Raw genomic sequence first — 16795 nt, forward strand, 5'->3', positions numbered from 1 at the left:
CATAAATGAAGATACTTTACGCAATACAGGGAACAGGTAACGGTCATATCAGCAGGGCGAGGGAAATTATTCCTCTCCTTCAAAAATATGGCGAACTGGACATTTTGGTTAGCGGCACGCAGGCCGATGTAAAATTAAGTCAGCCCGTTAAATACCAGTTACATGGTTTCAGTTTCATTTTCGGGAAAAAAGGTGGTGTAGATCATTATAAAACCTGGCTGAACATGAATCTTTTCCGTTTTAGGAAAGATATGAAACAGTTGCCACTTAAAGAATACGATTTAATTGTTAACGATTTTGAACCGGTAAGTGCCTGGGCCTGCAAACTGCAGGGCATCGAATGTGTTTCATTAAGTCATCAGGCTGCATTTAAATCAAAAAAAGTACCCCGTCCTAGGACTTTAGATTGGGGAAAGCTTATTTTGAGCCGTTATGCACCCACCAGATACCACATTGGTTTCCATTTTGACCGTTACGATACTTTTATTCATACTCCGGTAATCAGGGCAGAGATCAGAAACCTGAAAAGTGAAAATTTAGGACATTATACGGTATATCTGCCAGCCATTGATGATAAGCGTTTGGTAAAGCTTTTTACCCAGATACCGAATATTACCTGGCAGGTTTTCTCTAAACACAGCAAAGTTGCTTATCAGCAAGGGAATGTTTTTGTAGAACCTGTTAATAACGAAAAGTTTAATAAAAGTCTGGCTACCTGCGAAGGATTGTTTACCGGTGGCGGCTTTGAAGGACCAGCTGAAGCACTTTATTTAAAGAAAAAACTGCTGGTTGCGCCTATGCGTTTCCAGTTTGAGCAGCAATGTAATGCCTATGCTTTAAAACAGTTTGGCTTACCTGTAATTTGGGGAAGTACGCGTAACTGGTTGCCGATTGTTAAAAACTGGGTGGAAAATCCTCAAAAACACGAATTTGATTTCCCGGATGAAACCGCGCAGATTATTGATGATATGGTGAGGAAATATGCGAGGGTTAGTCTGAAGTCTTGAGTTCGGAGTCTATAGTCCAGAGTCGATTATACTCGTTTTGTCATCGCTAGGGGGGTGATTTATTTTATAAAAATCCCCTCCAGATACCGTCATTTCGAGCGGAGTGAAACGCAGTCGAGAAATCTAGTATAAAGATTCTTAATTTTTGAACCATTTAAGACATGTAAGTGAATATAAGCTCAAACGGGTTCTTGCACAGTACATTGTTTTCTAAACCTGACAGGAGCGGGCACCGAACGCAGAGAGGTAAAGCGGATGGCAGGGCTGCCTTAACCAAAAAGAGCCGGAACCTGCTTTCCAAAAAATAATAGATTTGCCTTTTCTTCTACCTCATTCAACTACCAAATGGTCTTCGACTCCGCTCAGACTGACAATTCTACAAATCCTCGCTTTAAGCTTTAGTCTTTCCGCTCAGCGCCTACCGCTCTCCACTCTTCATCTTTCTTCCCTACTCTTAAATTATTTTCTTTACTTTGCCTACTCTTTAAAAAGGCATGATTAATCAGTTTAGAAAGCTAAATCCAATTAACCTCGTATTCTTGCTGGCGTACACGTTTTTCTTGCGTATGGCCATCTTTTACGAAATACCTGCGCATTTGAACTTCGATTTTTTAGAACCTTTTGCAAGGTTGTTGATCAATGTAGATTTGGAGAATGCCTTTACACCATCTACCAATATTTTTATTGCAGGCATACTGGTGTACATCCAGGCATTAATTTTTAACCGCATCGTAAATAACCACAATTTATTGGGCAAACCCAGTTTTTTGCCCGGGCTGATGTTTATTACCGGAACGAGTTTGTTTATGCCCTTCATGATCCTGTCTCCGGCATTGATTTGCAATTTTCTGCTGATCTGGATTATCGACAAATTTTTAAAACTGGGTAAAAGCGCCAACTCAATCAACACGGTTTTCGATATCGGGATGATTATTGCCATAGGTACACTGGTGTATTTCCCTTTTATGGTGATGTTGTTTATGATCTTTTTAGCCTTGTTGCTTTTCAGGTCGTTTAACTGGCGTGAGTGGGTAGCCGGACTGATCGGATTTATTACCGTATTCTTTTTTCTTGCGGTATTTTATTACTGGAATGATAATTTAAGTTCATTTTACCAAATCTGGAAACCATTGGGCAATAAGTTTCCTTCTGTGTTTAAAATCAACTATAACGATTACCTGGTGCTGATTCCGGTGGCGGTAATTATTATACTGGCATCTTTACAGCTGCGCGAAAATTTCTTCAGGAGTTTTATCAGTACAAGGAAAAGTTTCCAGCTGCTGTTTTTTATGTTTATCATTTCTGCAGCGAGTTTTTACCTGAAACCCGATTTCAGAACATGGCATTTTTTACTCTGTGTGCCTCCTGGTGCGGTGCTGCTGGCCTACTATTTCAGCAATGCCAAAAAACGCTGGTTTTACGAAACTTTGTTCCTTTTATTTGTACTTTCTATACAGTATTTTCTGTTTGTTTAACCTTTTTTAACAAATAACTAGAACGAAACTTGACAAAGATTAATAGCTTTGTGCATGATTTTAGAATTGAAGCCTTTTAGGTTTTAATCAGATGGATAAAAAATGGAGTCATTGGAATTTCTAAAGAACATATTATTTGCAAAGGGAGATTTTAAATGCGCAGGTTAAGCATTGATATTGGAAATTCTGCTGCTAAGGTTGCAGTTTTTGCAAATAAGGAAATTGTTCACCATCAGCGTTTCAATAAACTGGGCATCATTGATTTAGCGCAGCTGATCGAAAAATTTTCGCCTGCAAAATCCATCATCAGCAGTGTAAGCCAGGAAATTGGGCCACTGGAAGTATTTTTAAAGAAACATACTGAGTACATCCGTTTTTCAACCTTGTTGACTAATGGCGTACAAAACAGATACAAAACACCAGTTAGTTTAGGCTTGGACAGGTGGGCTGCAGTTTTAGGTGCAAACGGATTATACCCCACAAGCGCAAGTTTGGTGGTAGATGCCGGAACCTGTATTACCTATGATGCCTTAACCCGATCGAAAGAATATTTTGGCGGCAGCATAAGCCCGGGCATTAAAATGCGTTTTAAAGCGGTACACGAATTTACTGGCCGGTTGCCTTTGGTAGAATGGGATGAAAAAGAAGGGATAGCGGAAGGAACCGATACCCTGTCGGCAATTAAAAACGGTGTTTTACAGGGAATAATAAATGAAATTGAAGGCTTTATTGCCCTAAATAATAAAAAAGAAAGTGCCTTAAAGGTGATTATAACAGGTGGCGATGCTAATTTTTTGTATAAGCAATTACAAAACAGCATCTTTGCGCCTCAAATTATAAAAGATCCCTACCTGGTATTAAAAGGATTAAATGAAGCTATTGCAGATTAAAATGTACAGAAGAATAAATTATATTGCAGCCATACTCGTTCTAGTTTGTGGTTTTGGTGCGCAGGCACAGGTTACCACATCATCACCATATTCAAGATATGGGCTTGGAAATATAAAAGGATCTTTATTGCCTCAGTTTAGGGCAATGGGTGGTATTTCTACTGCTGTAGGCAAAGTTACCGGTTTCAATAACATCAATATGCAGAATCCTGCATCGTATGCTAGCATTAACTTAACAACTATTGATATTGGCATGAGTGCCAGTACAACCAATTTAACCAGGGGTAATTTAAGCGAATCAAGCTTTAATTCTACTTTCAGTCACCTGGCATTTGCAGCCCCTGTTACAAGAAGATCAGCCCTGAGTTTTGGTATTTTGCCTTATTCTGATTTAGGTTATTCTTATAAAAGCACTACAAAAGTTGATACCACAACATTAAATCAGCTTTACGAGGGTGAAGGCGGTTTATCAAAAGCTTATCTGGGCTATGGTTATCGTTTTGGCGATCACTTAAGAATTGGGGGTAACTTAGAATATATTTTTGGTAACCTGCAAACTACACGTGCAACCGAATTTCAGTCGGCAGGTGCCTTAAACGCAAAACTTCAGAATAAAAACAGTGTTGCAGGTTTAAATTACTCTTACGGAATCCAGTATGATTTTAATGTAGGCAAGAAAACATTGGTTACTTTAGGTTATTCTGGCAGTACTTCGGGTAAAATAAATTCTACACAAACATTCTTTGCTACACAATATACCAGAGATCAGGACGGCAATGAAAATACAGCGATTGATACTTTGAGCTCAATCAACAACGGAAAATCAAGCCTTACTTTACCATTATCACATAATTTTGGTATCGCTATCCAGGAAAACGATAAGTGGTTAGTTGGTGCCGATTTTAGAATGAGCAAATGGTCAAAAACCAGTATCAATGGTATAAACCAGGGCTTGCAGGATAGTTGGGGAGCATCATTGGGTGGTCAGTGGACACCTGATGCCTACTCTTATAACAGTTATCTGAAACGTATTGATTATCGTTTGGGCGTAAACTATGATAAAACATATATCCGGATCAACAATCAGGATATCAAGCAAATGGGTGCATCATTAGGTTTTGGTTTCCCGTTACCAACCGCAACAGGTGGTACTGCCTTCTATAAAATCAATTTTACAACAGAAGTTGGACAAAGGGGAACTTTAAACAATAACCTGGTAAAAGAGCAGTACATTAACTTCCACTTAGGCTTTACTTTAAACGATACCTGGTTCCGTAAGTACAGGGTTGATTAATGAAACTTAGCGCAGTTTTATATGGTTTGTTTCTGGCGTTGCCTTTATTTTTGGCATCATGTGGAGACGACGATCTAAAAAATGCAAGTTCAGTTTCTATAAATAAGACAATTTTATCGCGCGACAGAACAATCGGGGTTGATATTACTTACAGCGATTCTGCAAGAGTAAAAGCAAAAGGATACGCCCCAATAATGGATAAGGTTACGCCTGCCAACGGAAGCTCCTACCAGGAGATGGTTAAAGGCGTAAACATCGATTTTTATAATCCTAACGGAACCATTGACGGAAACCTGGTTTGCGATTATGCCATCAGGAAAGATGCTGAACTTAAAACCGAATTCAGGAAAAATGTGGTGGTGAAGAACAGCAAGGGTGATACTTTCTCTTCTCAGGAACTGATCTGGGACGAATCTAAAAAATATTTCTACTCCAGCCAGCGCGTGTATGTAAAAGGTGCCGATGGCAGTATCGGTGAAGGGATTAATTTTAAAGCTCCTCAGGATTTTAGCACTTACGAAATGGACAGCGGCAACGGAGAGCTGAATATGAAAGAGGGCGTGGCGCCTTAGTAAAAATGATTGGATGAGAGAATGGTGAACTAATTGAATGTTTTATTGGATCTATTTTTTTGATATTTTTCAATAATTCTTTAATTCAGTCCTCTCCTAATTCTGTCATTCTATCAATCAATAATTCATTCCTTCCATCATTAATAAGAGACTTCCATTCCCTTAATAATTAAGCGCTTGATAAATAAAATTTTGTATTTTCTTTTTTAATGCAAATTTGTATCTTGCGCCCTCTTAAAAAAGAACTAAATAAATTTATAATTACAATATGGGATTAATGACATTTTTGCGTAACCGTGCGGGCTACATCCTGGTCTTCGCAATTGGTTTTGCAATTGTTGCATTTTTAGTAGGTGATGCAATTAACGTGGGTAAACCTTTTTGGTCGGCAAATCAAAAAGTTGTAGGATCTATTGATGGTAACGACATCAATATCGACGAGTTCGGTCCAAAAGTTGATCAGGGTGTAAACCAAATGAAACAACAATATGGCGGTAGTGCAAATGCACAGATGACTGCTATGGCTGTAGATCAGGCATGGAACGCAGAGCTTGCAAAAGTTTTGTTAACTAAAGAGTATGATCGTTTAGGTTTAACCGTATCAGAAGATGAACTGTTAGATTTATTACAAGGCCAGAATCCCAGCCCGCTGATTAAACAATATTTCTCGAACCCTCAAACCGGACAGTTAGACCGTGCTACTTTGATGAACTTTCTGAAATCGAAAGAACCTCAGGCTTTACAGCAATCTACTATGTTACAGGAAGAGATTAAAAACCAGGCATTACAGACCAAATATTCTAACTTGATCCGTAACTCGGTTTATGTAACTTCATTAGAAGCTACAGATGAATATAACAACCGTAACAAACTGGCTAACTTTAAATATGTTAGTTTAGATTATGCTTCTGTTCCAGATAAATCGGTTAAATTAACTGATGCTGATTATTCAGAATATTACGATCAGAACAAAGCGCGTTTCAACAATCCTCAGGAAACACGTGCTTTCGAGTATGTTACATTCAGCATCAGCCCAAATAAGGCAGATTCATTAGCAATCAAAACTCAGGTTGATAAAATTGCTGCAGATTTCCAGGTGGCTAAAAACGATTCACTTTTCGCAGCAATCAATTCAGAAGTTAAAGTTCCGTTTACTTACTTAACAAAAGGGAAATTAGATCCTGCAATTGATTCAGCAGTGTTCGCTTTACCCGCAGGTAGCTTCTATGGTCCGAAATTAACCGGTAACTCATACAAAATTATTAAAGTTGTTGCTACCCGTATCTCTCCTGATTCGGTAAAAGCAAGCCACATCTTAATCGATCCTGCTAAAGTAGGTGGCGAAGATAGAGCAGTTAAATTAGCTGACTCATTAAAAGCATTAATTTTAAAAGGTGGCAACTTTGCCGAACTGGCTAAAAACTACAGTGTAGACGGTTCGAAAGATAAAGGTGGCGAATTGGGTACTTTTGCACGTGGTGCAATGGTTCCGGAATTTGAAAACGCTGCTTTCGATGGTAAAACTGGTGATATTAAAGTGGTAAAATCACAATTTGGTTACCATGTAATTAAAATCGAAAAACAGATCGGTTCTTCTAAAGTAGCTAAACTGGCTTATGTAGAAAAAGCATTGGCAGCAAGTAGCAAAACACAGGCAGCAGCTTATAAAGCAGCAAGCAGTTTCTTAGCTGATGTAAAAGGTAACGATTTTAGCAAGTTTGCAACCCAAAAAGGATTAAAAGTAGGTGTGGCTGATAAAGTTGCACCAACACAAGGATTTGCAGCCGGTTTAGATAATCCGCGTAAACTAATCCAGGATGCTTATGCAGCAGATAAAGGTGATGTATTACCAGAAATTTACACCATGAGCAATGCTTATGTGGTAGCGCACTTAACCAACATTAGTCCTAAAGGTATTTTATCATTGGCTGATGTGAAAAAAGAAATCGAACCAATGGTAATCAATGCGGTTAAAGCAAAGCAATTGAAAGAGAAACTGGCTAATGCAGGTTCTAACTTAGATCAGGTTGCTGCTAAAGTTGCCCGTCCGGTTAACCCAGTTCAAAATGTTGTATTTGCCAATCCGGTAATTCCAGGTGTTGCACAAGAAAATGCTTTAGTAGGTAGTGTATTTGGTTCGCAGCCAGGTAAAGTATCTGCGCCTGTTCAGGGCGAGCGCGGTGTATATGTATTTACCGTTGATGGTTTTACAAATCCCGCTCCAATTGCAAACATGTTTAAACAAAAAGAAAGCATGTTGTTAAGTTTAGGTCAGCGTTCATTAGGATCTGCTTTCCAGGCTTTACAGGAAAATGCCAAGATAAAAGACAATCGTGTGAAATTCTATTAATCAGAAAATACGTAATTTTGTAACCGTTCCGATAAATCTTCGGAACGGTTTTTTTATTTAAGGCCATGGAAATTCAAGAGAACATTGTTAATAAAGTTGCCAGCAGCGGTTTAATCACCTTAAACCTCGAAGACTTTTACCATAAAGGCGAAAGAGTTGTATATGATATTGTAGATAATCTTTTTCATGGCTTAATGCTGAGGGAAAAAGATTTCAGGGCTTTTATCAAAGATCACGATTGGGCACAGTACCAGGATAAAAACGTAGCCATTACCTGCTCTGCAGATGCCATTGTTCCTACCTGGGCTTATATGTTATTGGCCAATAAACTGCAGCCTTATGCCAATGAAGTAGTTTTTGGCGGGCTGGATACTTTAGAAGCGGTATTGTTTACCAAAGCCTTATCTAAAGTGAATCCGCAGGATTATGCTAATGAGCGTGTGGTGGTAAAAGGCTGCGGCGACATCGATATACCTGTTTCGGCTTATGTAGAAATTACCAATTTGCTTACTCCAATGGTTAAAAGCATCATGTTTGGCGAGCCGTGTTCTACCGTACCTGTATATAAGCGAAAAGATTAAATTTTGGTTTGCTTTTTGTATATCTTCATAGAGAAAAGAATTTGAGTGGATTTTAAAGAGACCCGGTTCTTTCTCAACCACACACAAATGAATACAAAAGCAATGAAAAAGATATTGATAACCCTAACGGCCAGCTTATTTAGCCTTTTTGCAGTGGCTCAGGAACTTCCGCTGAAGAAAGATGCTGTATTTCAGGAAGGCGAAGTTTTACAATATAAGCTCAGGTACGGGTTTATTACAGCAGCAGAAGCCACCATTAAAGTAACCAATTCTGATTTAAAGTTTGATAACAGGCCTACCTATAAACTTACTGTTGATGCGCAGACTTCAGGTACTTTCGATATTTTTTATAAAATAAGGGATCATTACGATTCTTATATTGATAAAACTGACCTTTTGCCATATTTCTATCAGGAGAATATCCGCGAAGCCAGTTATAAGCGTCAGGATAAAGCACGTTTTAATCAGGACGGAAAAAAAGTAGTTTCGAACAGGGGAACATTTACCACGCCAACAAACCAGACTTTTGATCTTGTTTCGGCCTATTATTTTGCCAGAAGTTTGGATATCAGTAAAATAAAAGTTGGCGATAAATTTAAACTGAACTATTTCCTTGGCGACGAAATTTCAGCACTTGAGGTTGAATATGTTGGTAAAGAAACCGTTAAGAATAAACTAGGCAATATCCGCTGTTTAAAATTCAGTCCTTCAATAAAGCCTGGAAGGATTTTTAAAAAAGACAGCAGGTTGTACCTTTGGGTAACCGACGACGGAAACCGTGTACCGGTAAAAGCTCAGGTAGAAATATTGGTGGGTGCGGTAACCATGGAATTAAAATCGGCCGACGGCCTTAAATACGCTTTAGCAAAAGAATAATGATGATAGAAGTTGAACAGGTGCTGGTGCACGAAGATGTGTTGAAAGAAAACTTTGTTTGTAATTTAAGCAAGTGCAAAGGGATTTGTTGTGTAGAAGGCGATTCGGGCGCACCTTTGGATAATGATGAGAAAGCTATTTTGGAAGAGATTTATCCGAAGATCAAACACCTGTTAAACGAAAAAGGCATTAAGGCCATTGAAGAACAAGGCGTTTATGTTGTTGACGAAGATGGCGATTTAACCACACCCTGTGTTGATAAAAATAAAGAATGTGCTTATGTGCTTTTTGAAGGAGGCATTACCAAATGTGCTATCGAAAAAGCTTATGAGCAAGGTATTGTAGATTGGCAGAAGCCTATCTCTTGCCACTTATACCCTATCCGCATTACCAAATACCCTGAATTTGATGTGCTGAATTATGATCGTTGGCACATCTGTCACGATGCCTGTACCTTTGGCCGAGAGCTTAAAGTGCCGGTTTATAGTTTTCTAAAAGGACCACTAATCCGGAAGTATGGAGAGGAGTGGTATAAAGAGTTAGAAAGTTCTGTGGCGGCGATGTAAGCGCTCAAATCTAAAGATAGATTATATCTATGCTTTATTATAGAATATCTATTTTAATTATCAGCTTATCTTTTTAATAGAAAGATAATGGCCCCAAGCTTGCTAATTGCTTCTAAATTATTTTGTTTAGTTTTTTAGCTTATGTCAAAATTAAGTTGTTTTTTGTATAAATCTAGCTTACTTTAGCCCATTGAAAATCATTTAATAACTGTGAAAAAAATCTTAATCACTGGTGGTGCGGGCTTTATTGGCTCCCATGTAGTCCGCCGTTTTGTCAATAACTATCCTCAATACGAAATTGTTAATTTAGACAAACTTACCTATGCCGGTAATCTTGCTAATTTAACAGATATTGAAAACAAGCCAAACTATAGATTTGTAAAAGAAGATATTACAGATGCAAATGCGATGTTTGACCTGTTTAAAACAGAAAATTTCGATGCAGTGATTCATCTTGCCGCAGAAAGCCATGTAGATCGTTCTATCTCTGATCCAACAGCTTTTGTAATTACCAATGTAATTGGCACAGTAAATTTATTGAATGCAGCCCGAGAATATTGGAAAGGCGATTACGATAAAAAACGTTTTTACCATGTAAGTACCGATGAGGTATATGGTGCATTAGGCGAAGAAGGTATGTTCACCGAAACCACTGCTTACGATCCGCATAGTCCATATTCGGCTTCAAAAGCCAGTTCAGATCACTTTGTGAGGGCTTACCACGATACCTATGGCATGGATTGCGTTATTTCTAACTGCTCTAACAATTATGGTTCTCATCATTTTCCAGAGAAACTGATCCCGTTAGCCATTAATAATATTAAAAATAATAAACCTGTACCCGTTTACGGTAAAGGAGAAAATGTACGCGATTGGTTATGGGTAGAAGATCATGCCAGGGCAATCGATGTGATTTTCCACAATTCAAAAACTGGTGATACCTACAATATTGGTGGCCACAACGAATGGAAAAATATTGACCTGATCAATTTACTTTGTACCATCATGGATCAAAAACTAGATCGCGAAGCTGGGGAATCAGCTAAATTGATTACCTATGTAACCGATCGTGCTGGTCATGATTTACGTTATGCCATCGATTCAAGTAAACTTCAAAATCAACTGGATTGGGTTCCAAGCCTGCAGTTTGAAGAGGGGTTAGCTAAAACTGTCGACTGGTATTTACAAAATGAAGACTGGTTAAACAACGTAACTTCTGGCAATTATCAATCTTATTACGAACAACAGTATAGCAGTAAATAATGGAAATCGAGCAAACAGGTTTAAAAGACTGCCTGATAATTAAGCCAAGGGTATTCGAAGATCCAAGGGGCTATTTTTTTGAGAGTTTCAATCAAAATGTCTTCGAAGCAAATACTGGTTTTTCAGGAAGATTCGTTCAGGACAATCAATCTTATTCATCTTATGGAGTAATCCGAGGTCTTCATGCTCAAGCTGGTGAATTTGCTCAGGCTAAATTGGTAAGTGTAATTAGTGGTGAGGTTTTGGATATTGCGGTTGATGCACGCCCAGGTTCACCAACTTATGGCAAACATTTCTCAATAAAACTAAATGCTGTGAATAAGCTGCAAGTGTATATTCCAAGAGGATTTTTACATGGTTTTTCGGTGTTGAGTAAAAGTGCTGAATTTGTATATAAGTGTGATAATTTTTTTAATAAAGCTTCAGAAGTTGGAGTGATTTATAACGATTTGGATCTGAATATTGATTGGTTGATCCCAGAAAAGGATCAGGCTATTTCTGATAAAGATTTACTTTTAAAAACATTTGCCGAATTACAACATATATGACTAAAATATTAGTAATTGGTGCTGGTGGGCAGCTAGGCCGGTGCTTAAAGGTAGTTGCAGAGCGAAGAGGAATTACTGAAATAGTTTTTCCGCCCGAAAAGGACGCAAATATATTAAATCAAAGTGGCTTAAATGATCTTTTAGCAAAAGAAAAACCTGCTTATGTAATCAATTGTGCAGCTTATACTGCCGTTGATAAAGCAGAAGATGAACTTGATTTAGCCAAAGCGATTAATGAGACTGGCGCAGCTTATCTGGCTTCAGCTTGTTTGGCCAATGGCGCAACATTAGTACACGTTTCTACCGATTTCGTTTTCGAAGGAAATGAAGTGAAATTGCTTAAAGAAGAAGATGAAGCAAAACCGATCAATGTTTATGGCTTAACAAAACTTGATGGAGAAAAAGCTGTAGCATCAATATTACCTGCTCATTTCATCATCCGTACCAGCTGGTTATATTCTGAATATGCGAATAATTTCGTAAAAACCATGTTGAAGTTTGGTGCCGAACGTGATGAATTGAATATCATTGCCGATCAGGTAGGTACACCAACCTATGCTATCGATCTGGCAAATGCCATTTTTGATGTGATTACTTCTTCATCTTCGGCTTACGGGATATATCATTATAGCAATGAAGGTGTGACCTCGTGGTTCGATTTTGCCAGGGCAATTTTTGATATCAGTGAAACAACAGTTAAAGTAAATCCTATCCCAGGATCTGCTTATCCAACTAAAGCTACCCGTCCGGCTTTTTCGGTAATGGATAAATCTAAAATAAAAAATACATTTAAACTTAATATTCCTTATTGGAGAGATAGCCTGGTGGAGTGTATAAAACAAATTGACAATAACAGATAAAAAATATAGATCATTAGGTTGGACTATTCACTTCAATCTAATATCTCAAATCTCAAATCTAATATGAAAGGTATAATCTTAGCTGGTGGCAGCGGAACGCGTTTACATCCATTAACCCTTGCCTGTAGTAAACAAATGATGCCGGTTTACGACAAACCGATGATTTATTATCCTTTGTCTACCTTAATGTTGGCCGGGATAAAAGAAATACTCATTATCTCTACCCCACACGATCTTCCTAATTTCGAGAAATTATTAGGTGATGGCGCTTCATTAGGCTGTAGATTTAGCTATGCTGTGCAGGCAGAACCTAATGGACTGGCGCAGGCTTTCGTAATTGGTGAAGAGTTTATCGGTAAAGATAAAGTAGCACTGGTGCTTGGTGATAATATTTTTCACGGTGATGGCATGGCGAAATTATTACAGGGCAGTTCCGATCCAGATGGAGGTGTAGTATTTGCGTATCAGGTTGCTGATCCGGAACGTTACGGCGTGGTGGAGTTTGATGAACACAAAAATGCTATTTCTATCGAAGAAAAGCCTGTTCAGCCAAAATCTGATTATGCAGTGCCAGGATTATATTTCTACGATAATGAGGTAGTCGAAATCGCAAAAAACATCAAACCTTCTCCACGTGGTGAGTACGAAATTACCGATGTAAACCGTGTTTATTTAGAGCGTGGTAAATTGAAAGTAGGCGTGTTAAGTCGTGGTACTGCCTGGTTAGATACCGGAACATTTACCTCTTTAATGCAGGCAGGTCAATTTGTGCAGATTATCGAAGAGCGCCAGGGCTTAAAAATCGGATGTATTGAAGAGATTGCCTATCGCATGGGCTTTATCAATGCAGAACAGCTTAAAGCTATTGCTACCCCATTGGTTAAAAGTGGTTATGGTAGTTATTTGTTAAAACAGATTAAGTAATTTTATCTAAAATATCCTTGTTAATCTCCGGTAAATACACTTGTACTTACCAGAGATTTTATTTTTATAGCTTTGTCATTCTGAGCGAAGCGAAGAATCTTTCAATATATAAAATCTTTATTTAGCTAAATCCATCTTTTCGTATTTTGCTTTTTAAGATTTTGTGACCCAAGAATTCCTCCGGTAATAATCAAACGAATTAAACCTTCCTCCATTTATCTTATCTTTGCTCCATCACCGAAAGAAAAATGAATAAAAAAAAGCAGATTGCCATTATTGGTTTAGGTTACGTCGGACTTCCTTTGGCTATTGAATTTGCTAAAAAATACAAAGTAATTGGTTTCGATACCAATGAAGGTCGTGTAGAAGAACTAAAACAGTTCGAAGATCGTACCCATGAAGCTAATCTGGATGATCTGAAGTTGGTCTGTTCCTTAACAGATAATGGATTAAGCTTGAGTTCAAGTTTACCTGATCTAGCAACTTGCACCATCTATATTGTAACTGTACCCACACCTATCGATCATCTTAAGAGGCCCGATCTGCAACCTTTGCTTGCAGCAAGCAAAATGCTGGGCATTGTGCTCAAAGTTGGCGATATTGTGATTTATGAATCTACCGTTTATCCAGGCTGTACTGAAGAAGATTGTGTGCCGGTTTTAGAGAAAATTTCAGGCTTAAAATATAATATCGATTTTTTCTGTGGTTATTCACCAGAACGGATCAACCCTGGTGATAAAATAAATACACTTACCAAAATTAAAAAAGTAACATCGGGTTCTATTCCTGTTATTGCAGAGGAGATCGACCAACTGTACGCGTCAATTATTACGGCAGGAACTCATTTAGCACCTAGTATCAAAGTTGCAGAAGCTTCAAAAGCTATCGAAAATGCGCAGCGAGACGTCAATATCTCATTTGTTAATGAATTGGCTTTAATCTTCGATCGTATGAACATTGACACAGCCGATGTGCTTGCTGCGGCAGCAACCAAATGGAATTTTCTTAATTATAAACCTGGTTTAGTTGGCGGGCATTGTATTGGCGTAGATCCATATTATTTAGCACATAAATCGGAGGCTCTAGGCTACAAACCTGAAGTAATTCTTTCTGGGCGCAGAGTAAATGATAACATGGGTATGTTTGTCGCCAATAAGGTAATCAAGATGTTGGTCGCCAGAGATAAAGTGATCAATGGTGCCAAAGCACTGATATTAGGTTTTGCTTTTAAAGAAAACTGCCCTGATACAAGAAATACGAAAGTAATAGATATTTATAAAGAACTAAAGTCTTTTGGTATGGAGGTGGATGTTTACGATCCATGGGCTGATGCTGGTGAAGTGAATGTGGAATACAATATCCAACTAATCGAAAATAACCGATTTATGCATTATGATGTGCTTATTTTGGCCGTTGCCCATCAGCAATTTTTAGAAATTGATTACAGGAGCTTTCGAGAAAATGGCGCCATAATTTTCGATACAAAATCTTTTATAGATAGAGAGTTAACTGATGCCAGATTATAATCGTTCATCAATTGTCATTTTAAAATATTCAGTATGTTTGTAGCGCGTAAAATACATCAATAAATTCAATGCTGCTTTAATTACAGCTATTACAGGACAGAGCATATTTGGCAGAATTTTAACTAAAAAAAAGGGTATTTTGTACCTTAAGTTTATTAGAAGCAGTACGTATTTTAGGTTTAATAAAAAAAACCGGGTTCATCTGGCCAGCACTTCCGAATTTTATGGATTGGTACAAGCTGTTCCACAAAGCGAAACCACTCCTTTTTATCCCCGTTCTCCTTATGTTGCTGCCAAAATGTATGCTTATTGGATTACAGTAAATTACCGTGAAGCATACGATATGTTTGCCTGCAATGGAATTTTATTTAATCACAAAAGTCCATTAAGGGGTGAAACTTTTGTTACCCGCATAAGTACCAGGGCTGAAGCTAAAATTGCTTTAGCCCTGCAAAAATTCCTTTATCTAAGTAATCTTGCTGTTCAAAGGGATTGGGGCCATGCTAAAGATTGTATTGAGGCTATGTGGTTAATTCTGCAACAAGAAAGGCCAGAAGATTTCGTTATAGCTGCAGGTATTACCACCACTGTTCGCGATTTCGTGCGCATGAGTTTTGCAGAGTTGGGGATTGGTGTCAGATTTTCGGGGAAAGATGAAAATGGTGTAATAATTGGTTTAAATGAAGAGCTCTTGAATCAATACGGATTAAGAAGCGATAAATTATTCTTATGCAGTACGATTGTACACGTTGATTCTAAATGTTTCAGGCCAGCAGACGTAGATTTATTATTGGGAGATCCAACCAAATCTAAAAAGAAATTGGGGTGGGAGCCTAATATGATCTTGCTGCCTTAGTTAAAGATATGATGTTCTCTGATCGTCATTCAATGAAAAAAGATGGATGTTTAAAAGAGGGTGCTTTTAAGACCCTGGATTATTTTGAATAATATTTTATAATATAAAGAAGTGATATTGATTCATTTCTGGAGTTAGGATTAAGATGTAAATTTTTAGAGGAGATCATTTCGACTATTTGTCTGATATAATCTACTGTTTATAGGAAAACAGTATAAAATGTTTTAAATTTATACAGTTAATTTAAGTAATCATCTTTTTGCTCTTAATCTACAGATTATCAGGGTTTAGTTAAAATGCTAAATATTAATTATAAGTGAGTTGATTTAATATTATATGTTAAGCTTTTTTAGTAAGAAAAATAAAATTACCGATATCTCATGGCTTGGGGTAGATATACATTCTCATATTTTGCCAGGTATTGATGATGGATCACCGGATGTAGCAACCTCTGTTCGATTTGTGAAATCACTGACCGAATTGGGCTTTGAACAATTAATTGCTACCCCTCACATATTAAAGGAACTATATCCCAATACGCCTCAAAGTATCAATAAGGCCAAAACCGATTTACAAACAGCACTTGATGATGCCAATATTTCGACAAAGTTAGGCGCCGGAGCAGAATATATGATAGATCAGGACTTTGATCTGAACGAAAGTCTATGTACGTTGGATCAAAAACACCTGCTGATAGAAATGTCTTACTTATCTGAAAGCCCGGGTATCAGTCAAACTATATTTGACGTTGAGATTAAAGGTTATAAGCCAGTCCTAGCACATCCTGAGCGCTATACCTTCTATTTTAAAGATAAAAGTCGCTTAAAACGCTTTAAAGAAAAAGGCTGTTTATTACAATTGAATCTTTTGTCGGTTTTGGGATACTATGGTAAAGATGTAAAGCAGCTTGCTGAGTCACTTTTAAAAGAAAAAATGTATGACCTAGCAGGTACTGATTTACATCATGATAAGCATCTAAGCACTTTAACCGATGCAGTGCAGTCTGGAAAACTATACGATTTAATTGGTACTTACGGATTTAGAAACCAGGAAGTTTTTGGATCGGTTTTGATCTAATCTTTATTTCTACATTGGAAAGTCAAAATTGGCATCATATTTATAACTAACGCTCAAATTAAACTTATCATAATTATTCTGAAATTATGACTTTTAGATATTACAATTAAATGATTAAGTTTGCAAGCTG

At 37.6% G+C, this 16795-nt stretch carries 15 protein-coding genes and 1 pseudogene; all 16 read left to right on the plus strand.

Annotated features, from left to right (window positions below; genetic code table 11):
• The first annotated feature begins 5 nt into the window (after nt 1-5).
• The 16 genes and pseudogenes from ABD769_RS12100 to ABD769_RS12175 all read left to right on the plus strand — a co-directional run bounded on the left by ABD769_RS12100 (nt 6) and on the right by ABD769_RS12175 (nt 16665).
• Complete coding sequence (locus ABD769_RS12100; protein WP_344851672.1) at nt 6-1007, plus strand: glycosyltransferase family protein; 1002 nt, start codon at nt 6-8, stop codon at nt 1005-1007.
• Nucleotides 1008-1501: 494 nt separating this feature from the next.
• Nucleotides 1502-2482, plus strand: a complete 981-nt coding sequence (locus tag ABD769_RS12105; protein ID WP_344851673.1) for a DUF6427 family protein — start codon at nt 1502-1504, stop codon at nt 2480-2482.
• Between the two features lie 155 nt (nt 2483-2637).
• Nucleotides 2638-3372 (plus strand): type III pantothenate kinase, encoded by a 735-nt coding sequence (locus tag ABD769_RS12110; RefSeq protein ID WP_344851674.1) that lies wholly within the window; start codon nt 2638-2640, stop codon nt 3370-3372.
• 1 nt (nt 3373) lies between these two features.
• A complete protein-coding gene (bamG, locus tag ABD769_RS12115; protein WP_344851675.1) occupies nt 3374-4666 on the plus strand; it encodes a BamG family beta-barrel-assembly machinery protein in 1293 nt (430 codons plus the stop codon).
• A complete protein-coding gene (locus ABD769_RS12120; RefSeq protein ID WP_344851676.1) occupies nt 4666-5238 on the plus strand; it encodes a hypothetical protein in 573 nt (190 codons plus the stop codon). Before bamG ends, ABD769_RS12120 begins: the two co-directional genes overlap by 1 nt.
• Before the next feature lie 277 nt (nt 5239-5515).
• Complete coding sequence (locus ABD769_RS12125; protein WP_344851677.1) at nt 5516-7588, plus strand: peptidylprolyl isomerase; 2073 nt, start codon at nt 5516-5518, stop codon at nt 7586-7588.
• A 65-nt stretch (nt 7589-7653) separates the two neighbouring features.
• Nucleotides 7654-8169 carry a DUF2480 family protein gene (locus tag ABD769_RS12130; RefSeq protein ID WP_344851678.1) on the plus strand — a complete coding sequence of 172 codons (516 nt, stop codon included), beginning with the start codon at nt 7654-7656 and terminating at the stop codon, nt 8167-8169.
• A 102-nt stretch (nt 8170-8271) separates the two neighbouring features.
• The gene (locus tag ABD769_RS12135) at nt 8272-9045 is read left to right on the plus strand and encodes a DUF3108 domain-containing protein (protein ID WP_344851679.1); all 774 of its coding nucleotides are present in this window, start codon (nt 8272-8274) and stop codon (nt 9043-9045) included.
• Between the two features lie 2 nt (nt 9046-9047).
• The gene (locus ABD769_RS12140; protein WP_086549448.1) at nt 9048-9611 is read left to right on the plus strand and encodes a DUF3109 family protein; all 564 of its coding nucleotides are present in this window, start codon (nt 9048-9050) and stop codon (nt 9609-9611) included.
• A gap of 210 nt (nt 9612-9821) precedes the next feature.
• Nucleotides 9822-10874, plus strand: coding sequence for a dTDP-glucose 4,6-dehydratase (gene rfbB, locus ABD769_RS12145; RefSeq protein ID WP_344851680.1), 1053 nt, complete (start codon nt 9822-9824; stop codon nt 10872-10874).
• Nucleotides 10874-11422: a dTDP-4-dehydrorhamnose 3,5-epimerase gene (rfbC, locus tag ABD769_RS12150; RefSeq protein ID WP_344851681.1), complete on the plus strand. Its 549-nt coding sequence runs from the start codon at nt 10874-10876 to the stop codon at nt 11420-11422. The genes rfbB and rfbC overlap by 1 nt, the downstream gene beginning before the upstream one ends.
• Nucleotides 11419-12282, plus strand: coding sequence for a dTDP-4-dehydrorhamnose reductase (gene rfbD, locus ABD769_RS12155; protein ID WP_344851682.1), 864 nt, complete (start codon nt 11419-11421; stop codon nt 12280-12282). Before rfbC ends, rfbD begins: the two co-directional genes overlap by 4 nt.
• Nucleotides 12283-12345: 63 nt before the next feature.
• Nucleotides 12346-13206, plus strand: coding sequence for a glucose-1-phosphate thymidylyltransferase RfbA (rfbA, locus tag ABD769_RS12160; RefSeq protein WP_344851683.1), 861 nt, complete (start codon nt 12346-12348; stop codon nt 13204-13206).
• A 248-nt stretch (nt 13207-13454) separates the two neighbouring features.
• Nucleotides 13455-14732, plus strand: coding sequence for a nucleotide sugar dehydrogenase (locus ABD769_RS12165; RefSeq protein WP_344851684.1), 1278 nt, complete (start codon nt 13455-13457; stop codon nt 14730-14732).
• Nucleotides 14733-14875: 143 nt separating this feature from the next.
• A pseudogene (locus ABD769_RS12170) lies at nt 14876-15680 on the plus strand (GDP-mannose 4,6-dehydratase); the annotation flags it as partial.
• A gap of 244 nt (nt 15681-15924) precedes the next feature.
• A complete protein-coding gene (locus ABD769_RS12175; RefSeq protein WP_344851685.1) occupies nt 15925-16665 on the plus strand; it encodes a tyrosine-protein phosphatase in 741 nt (246 codons plus the stop codon).
• Nucleotides 16666-16795: the final 130 nt, after the last annotated feature.

It is taken from the genome of Pedobacter jeongneungensis, from assembly GCF_039538295.1.
GTDB lineage: Bacteria > Bacteroidota > Bacteroidia > Sphingobacteriales > Sphingobacteriaceae > Pedobacter > Pedobacter jeongneungensis.

Bases quoted from the DNA above. Each gene is read 5' to 3' on its own strand.
- ABD769_RS12100 (WP_344851672.1), top strand. From the start codon at position 6: ATGAAGATACTTTACGCAATACAGGGAACAGGTAACGGTCATATCAGC.
- ABD769_RS12105 (WP_344851673.1), top strand. From the start codon at position 1,502: ATGATTAATCAGTTTAGAAAGCTAAATCCAATTAACCTCGTATTCTTG.
- ABD769_RS12110 (WP_344851674.1), top strand. From the start codon at position 2,638: ATGCGCAGGTTAAGCATTGATATTGGAAATTCTGCTGCTAAGGTTGCA.
- bamG (WP_344851675.1), top strand. From the start codon at position 3,374: ATGTACAGAAGAATAAATTATATTGCAGCCATACTCGTTCTAGTTTGT.
- ABD769_RS12120 (WP_344851676.1), top strand. From the start codon at position 4,666: ATGAAACTTAGCGCAGTTTTATATGGTTTGTTTCTGGCGTTGCCTTTA.
- ABD769_RS12125 (WP_344851677.1), top strand. From the start codon at position 5,516: ATGACATTTTTGCGTAACCGTGCGGGCTACATCCTGGTCTTCGCAATT.
- ABD769_RS12130 (WP_344851678.1), top strand. From the start codon at position 7,654: ATGGAAATTCAAGAGAACATTGTTAATAAAGTTGCCAGCAGCGGTTTA.
- ABD769_RS12135 (WP_344851679.1), top strand. From the start codon at position 8,272: ATGAAAAAGATATTGATAACCCTAACGGCCAGCTTATTTAGCCTTTTT.
- ABD769_RS12140 (WP_086549448.1), top strand. From the start codon at position 9,048: ATGATAGAAGTTGAACAGGTGCTGGTGCACGAAGATGTGTTGAAAGAA.
- rfbC (WP_344851681.1), top strand. From the start codon at position 10,874: ATGGAAATCGAGCAAACAGGTTTAAAAGACTGCCTGATAATTAAGCCA.
- rfbD (WP_344851682.1), top strand. From the start codon at position 11,419: ATGACTAAAATATTAGTAATTGGTGCTGGTGGGCAGCTAGGCCGGTGC.
- rfbA (WP_344851683.1), top strand. From the start codon at position 12,346: ATGAAAGGTATAATCTTAGCTGGTGGCAGCGGAACGCGTTTACATCCA.
- ABD769_RS12165 (WP_344851684.1), top strand. From the start codon at position 13,455: ATGAATAAAAAAAAGCAGATTGCCATTATTGGTTTAGGTTACGTCGGA.
- ABD769_RS12175 (WP_344851685.1), top strand. From the start codon at position 15,925: ATGTTAAGCTTTTTTAGTAAGAAAAATAAAATTACCGATATCTCATGG.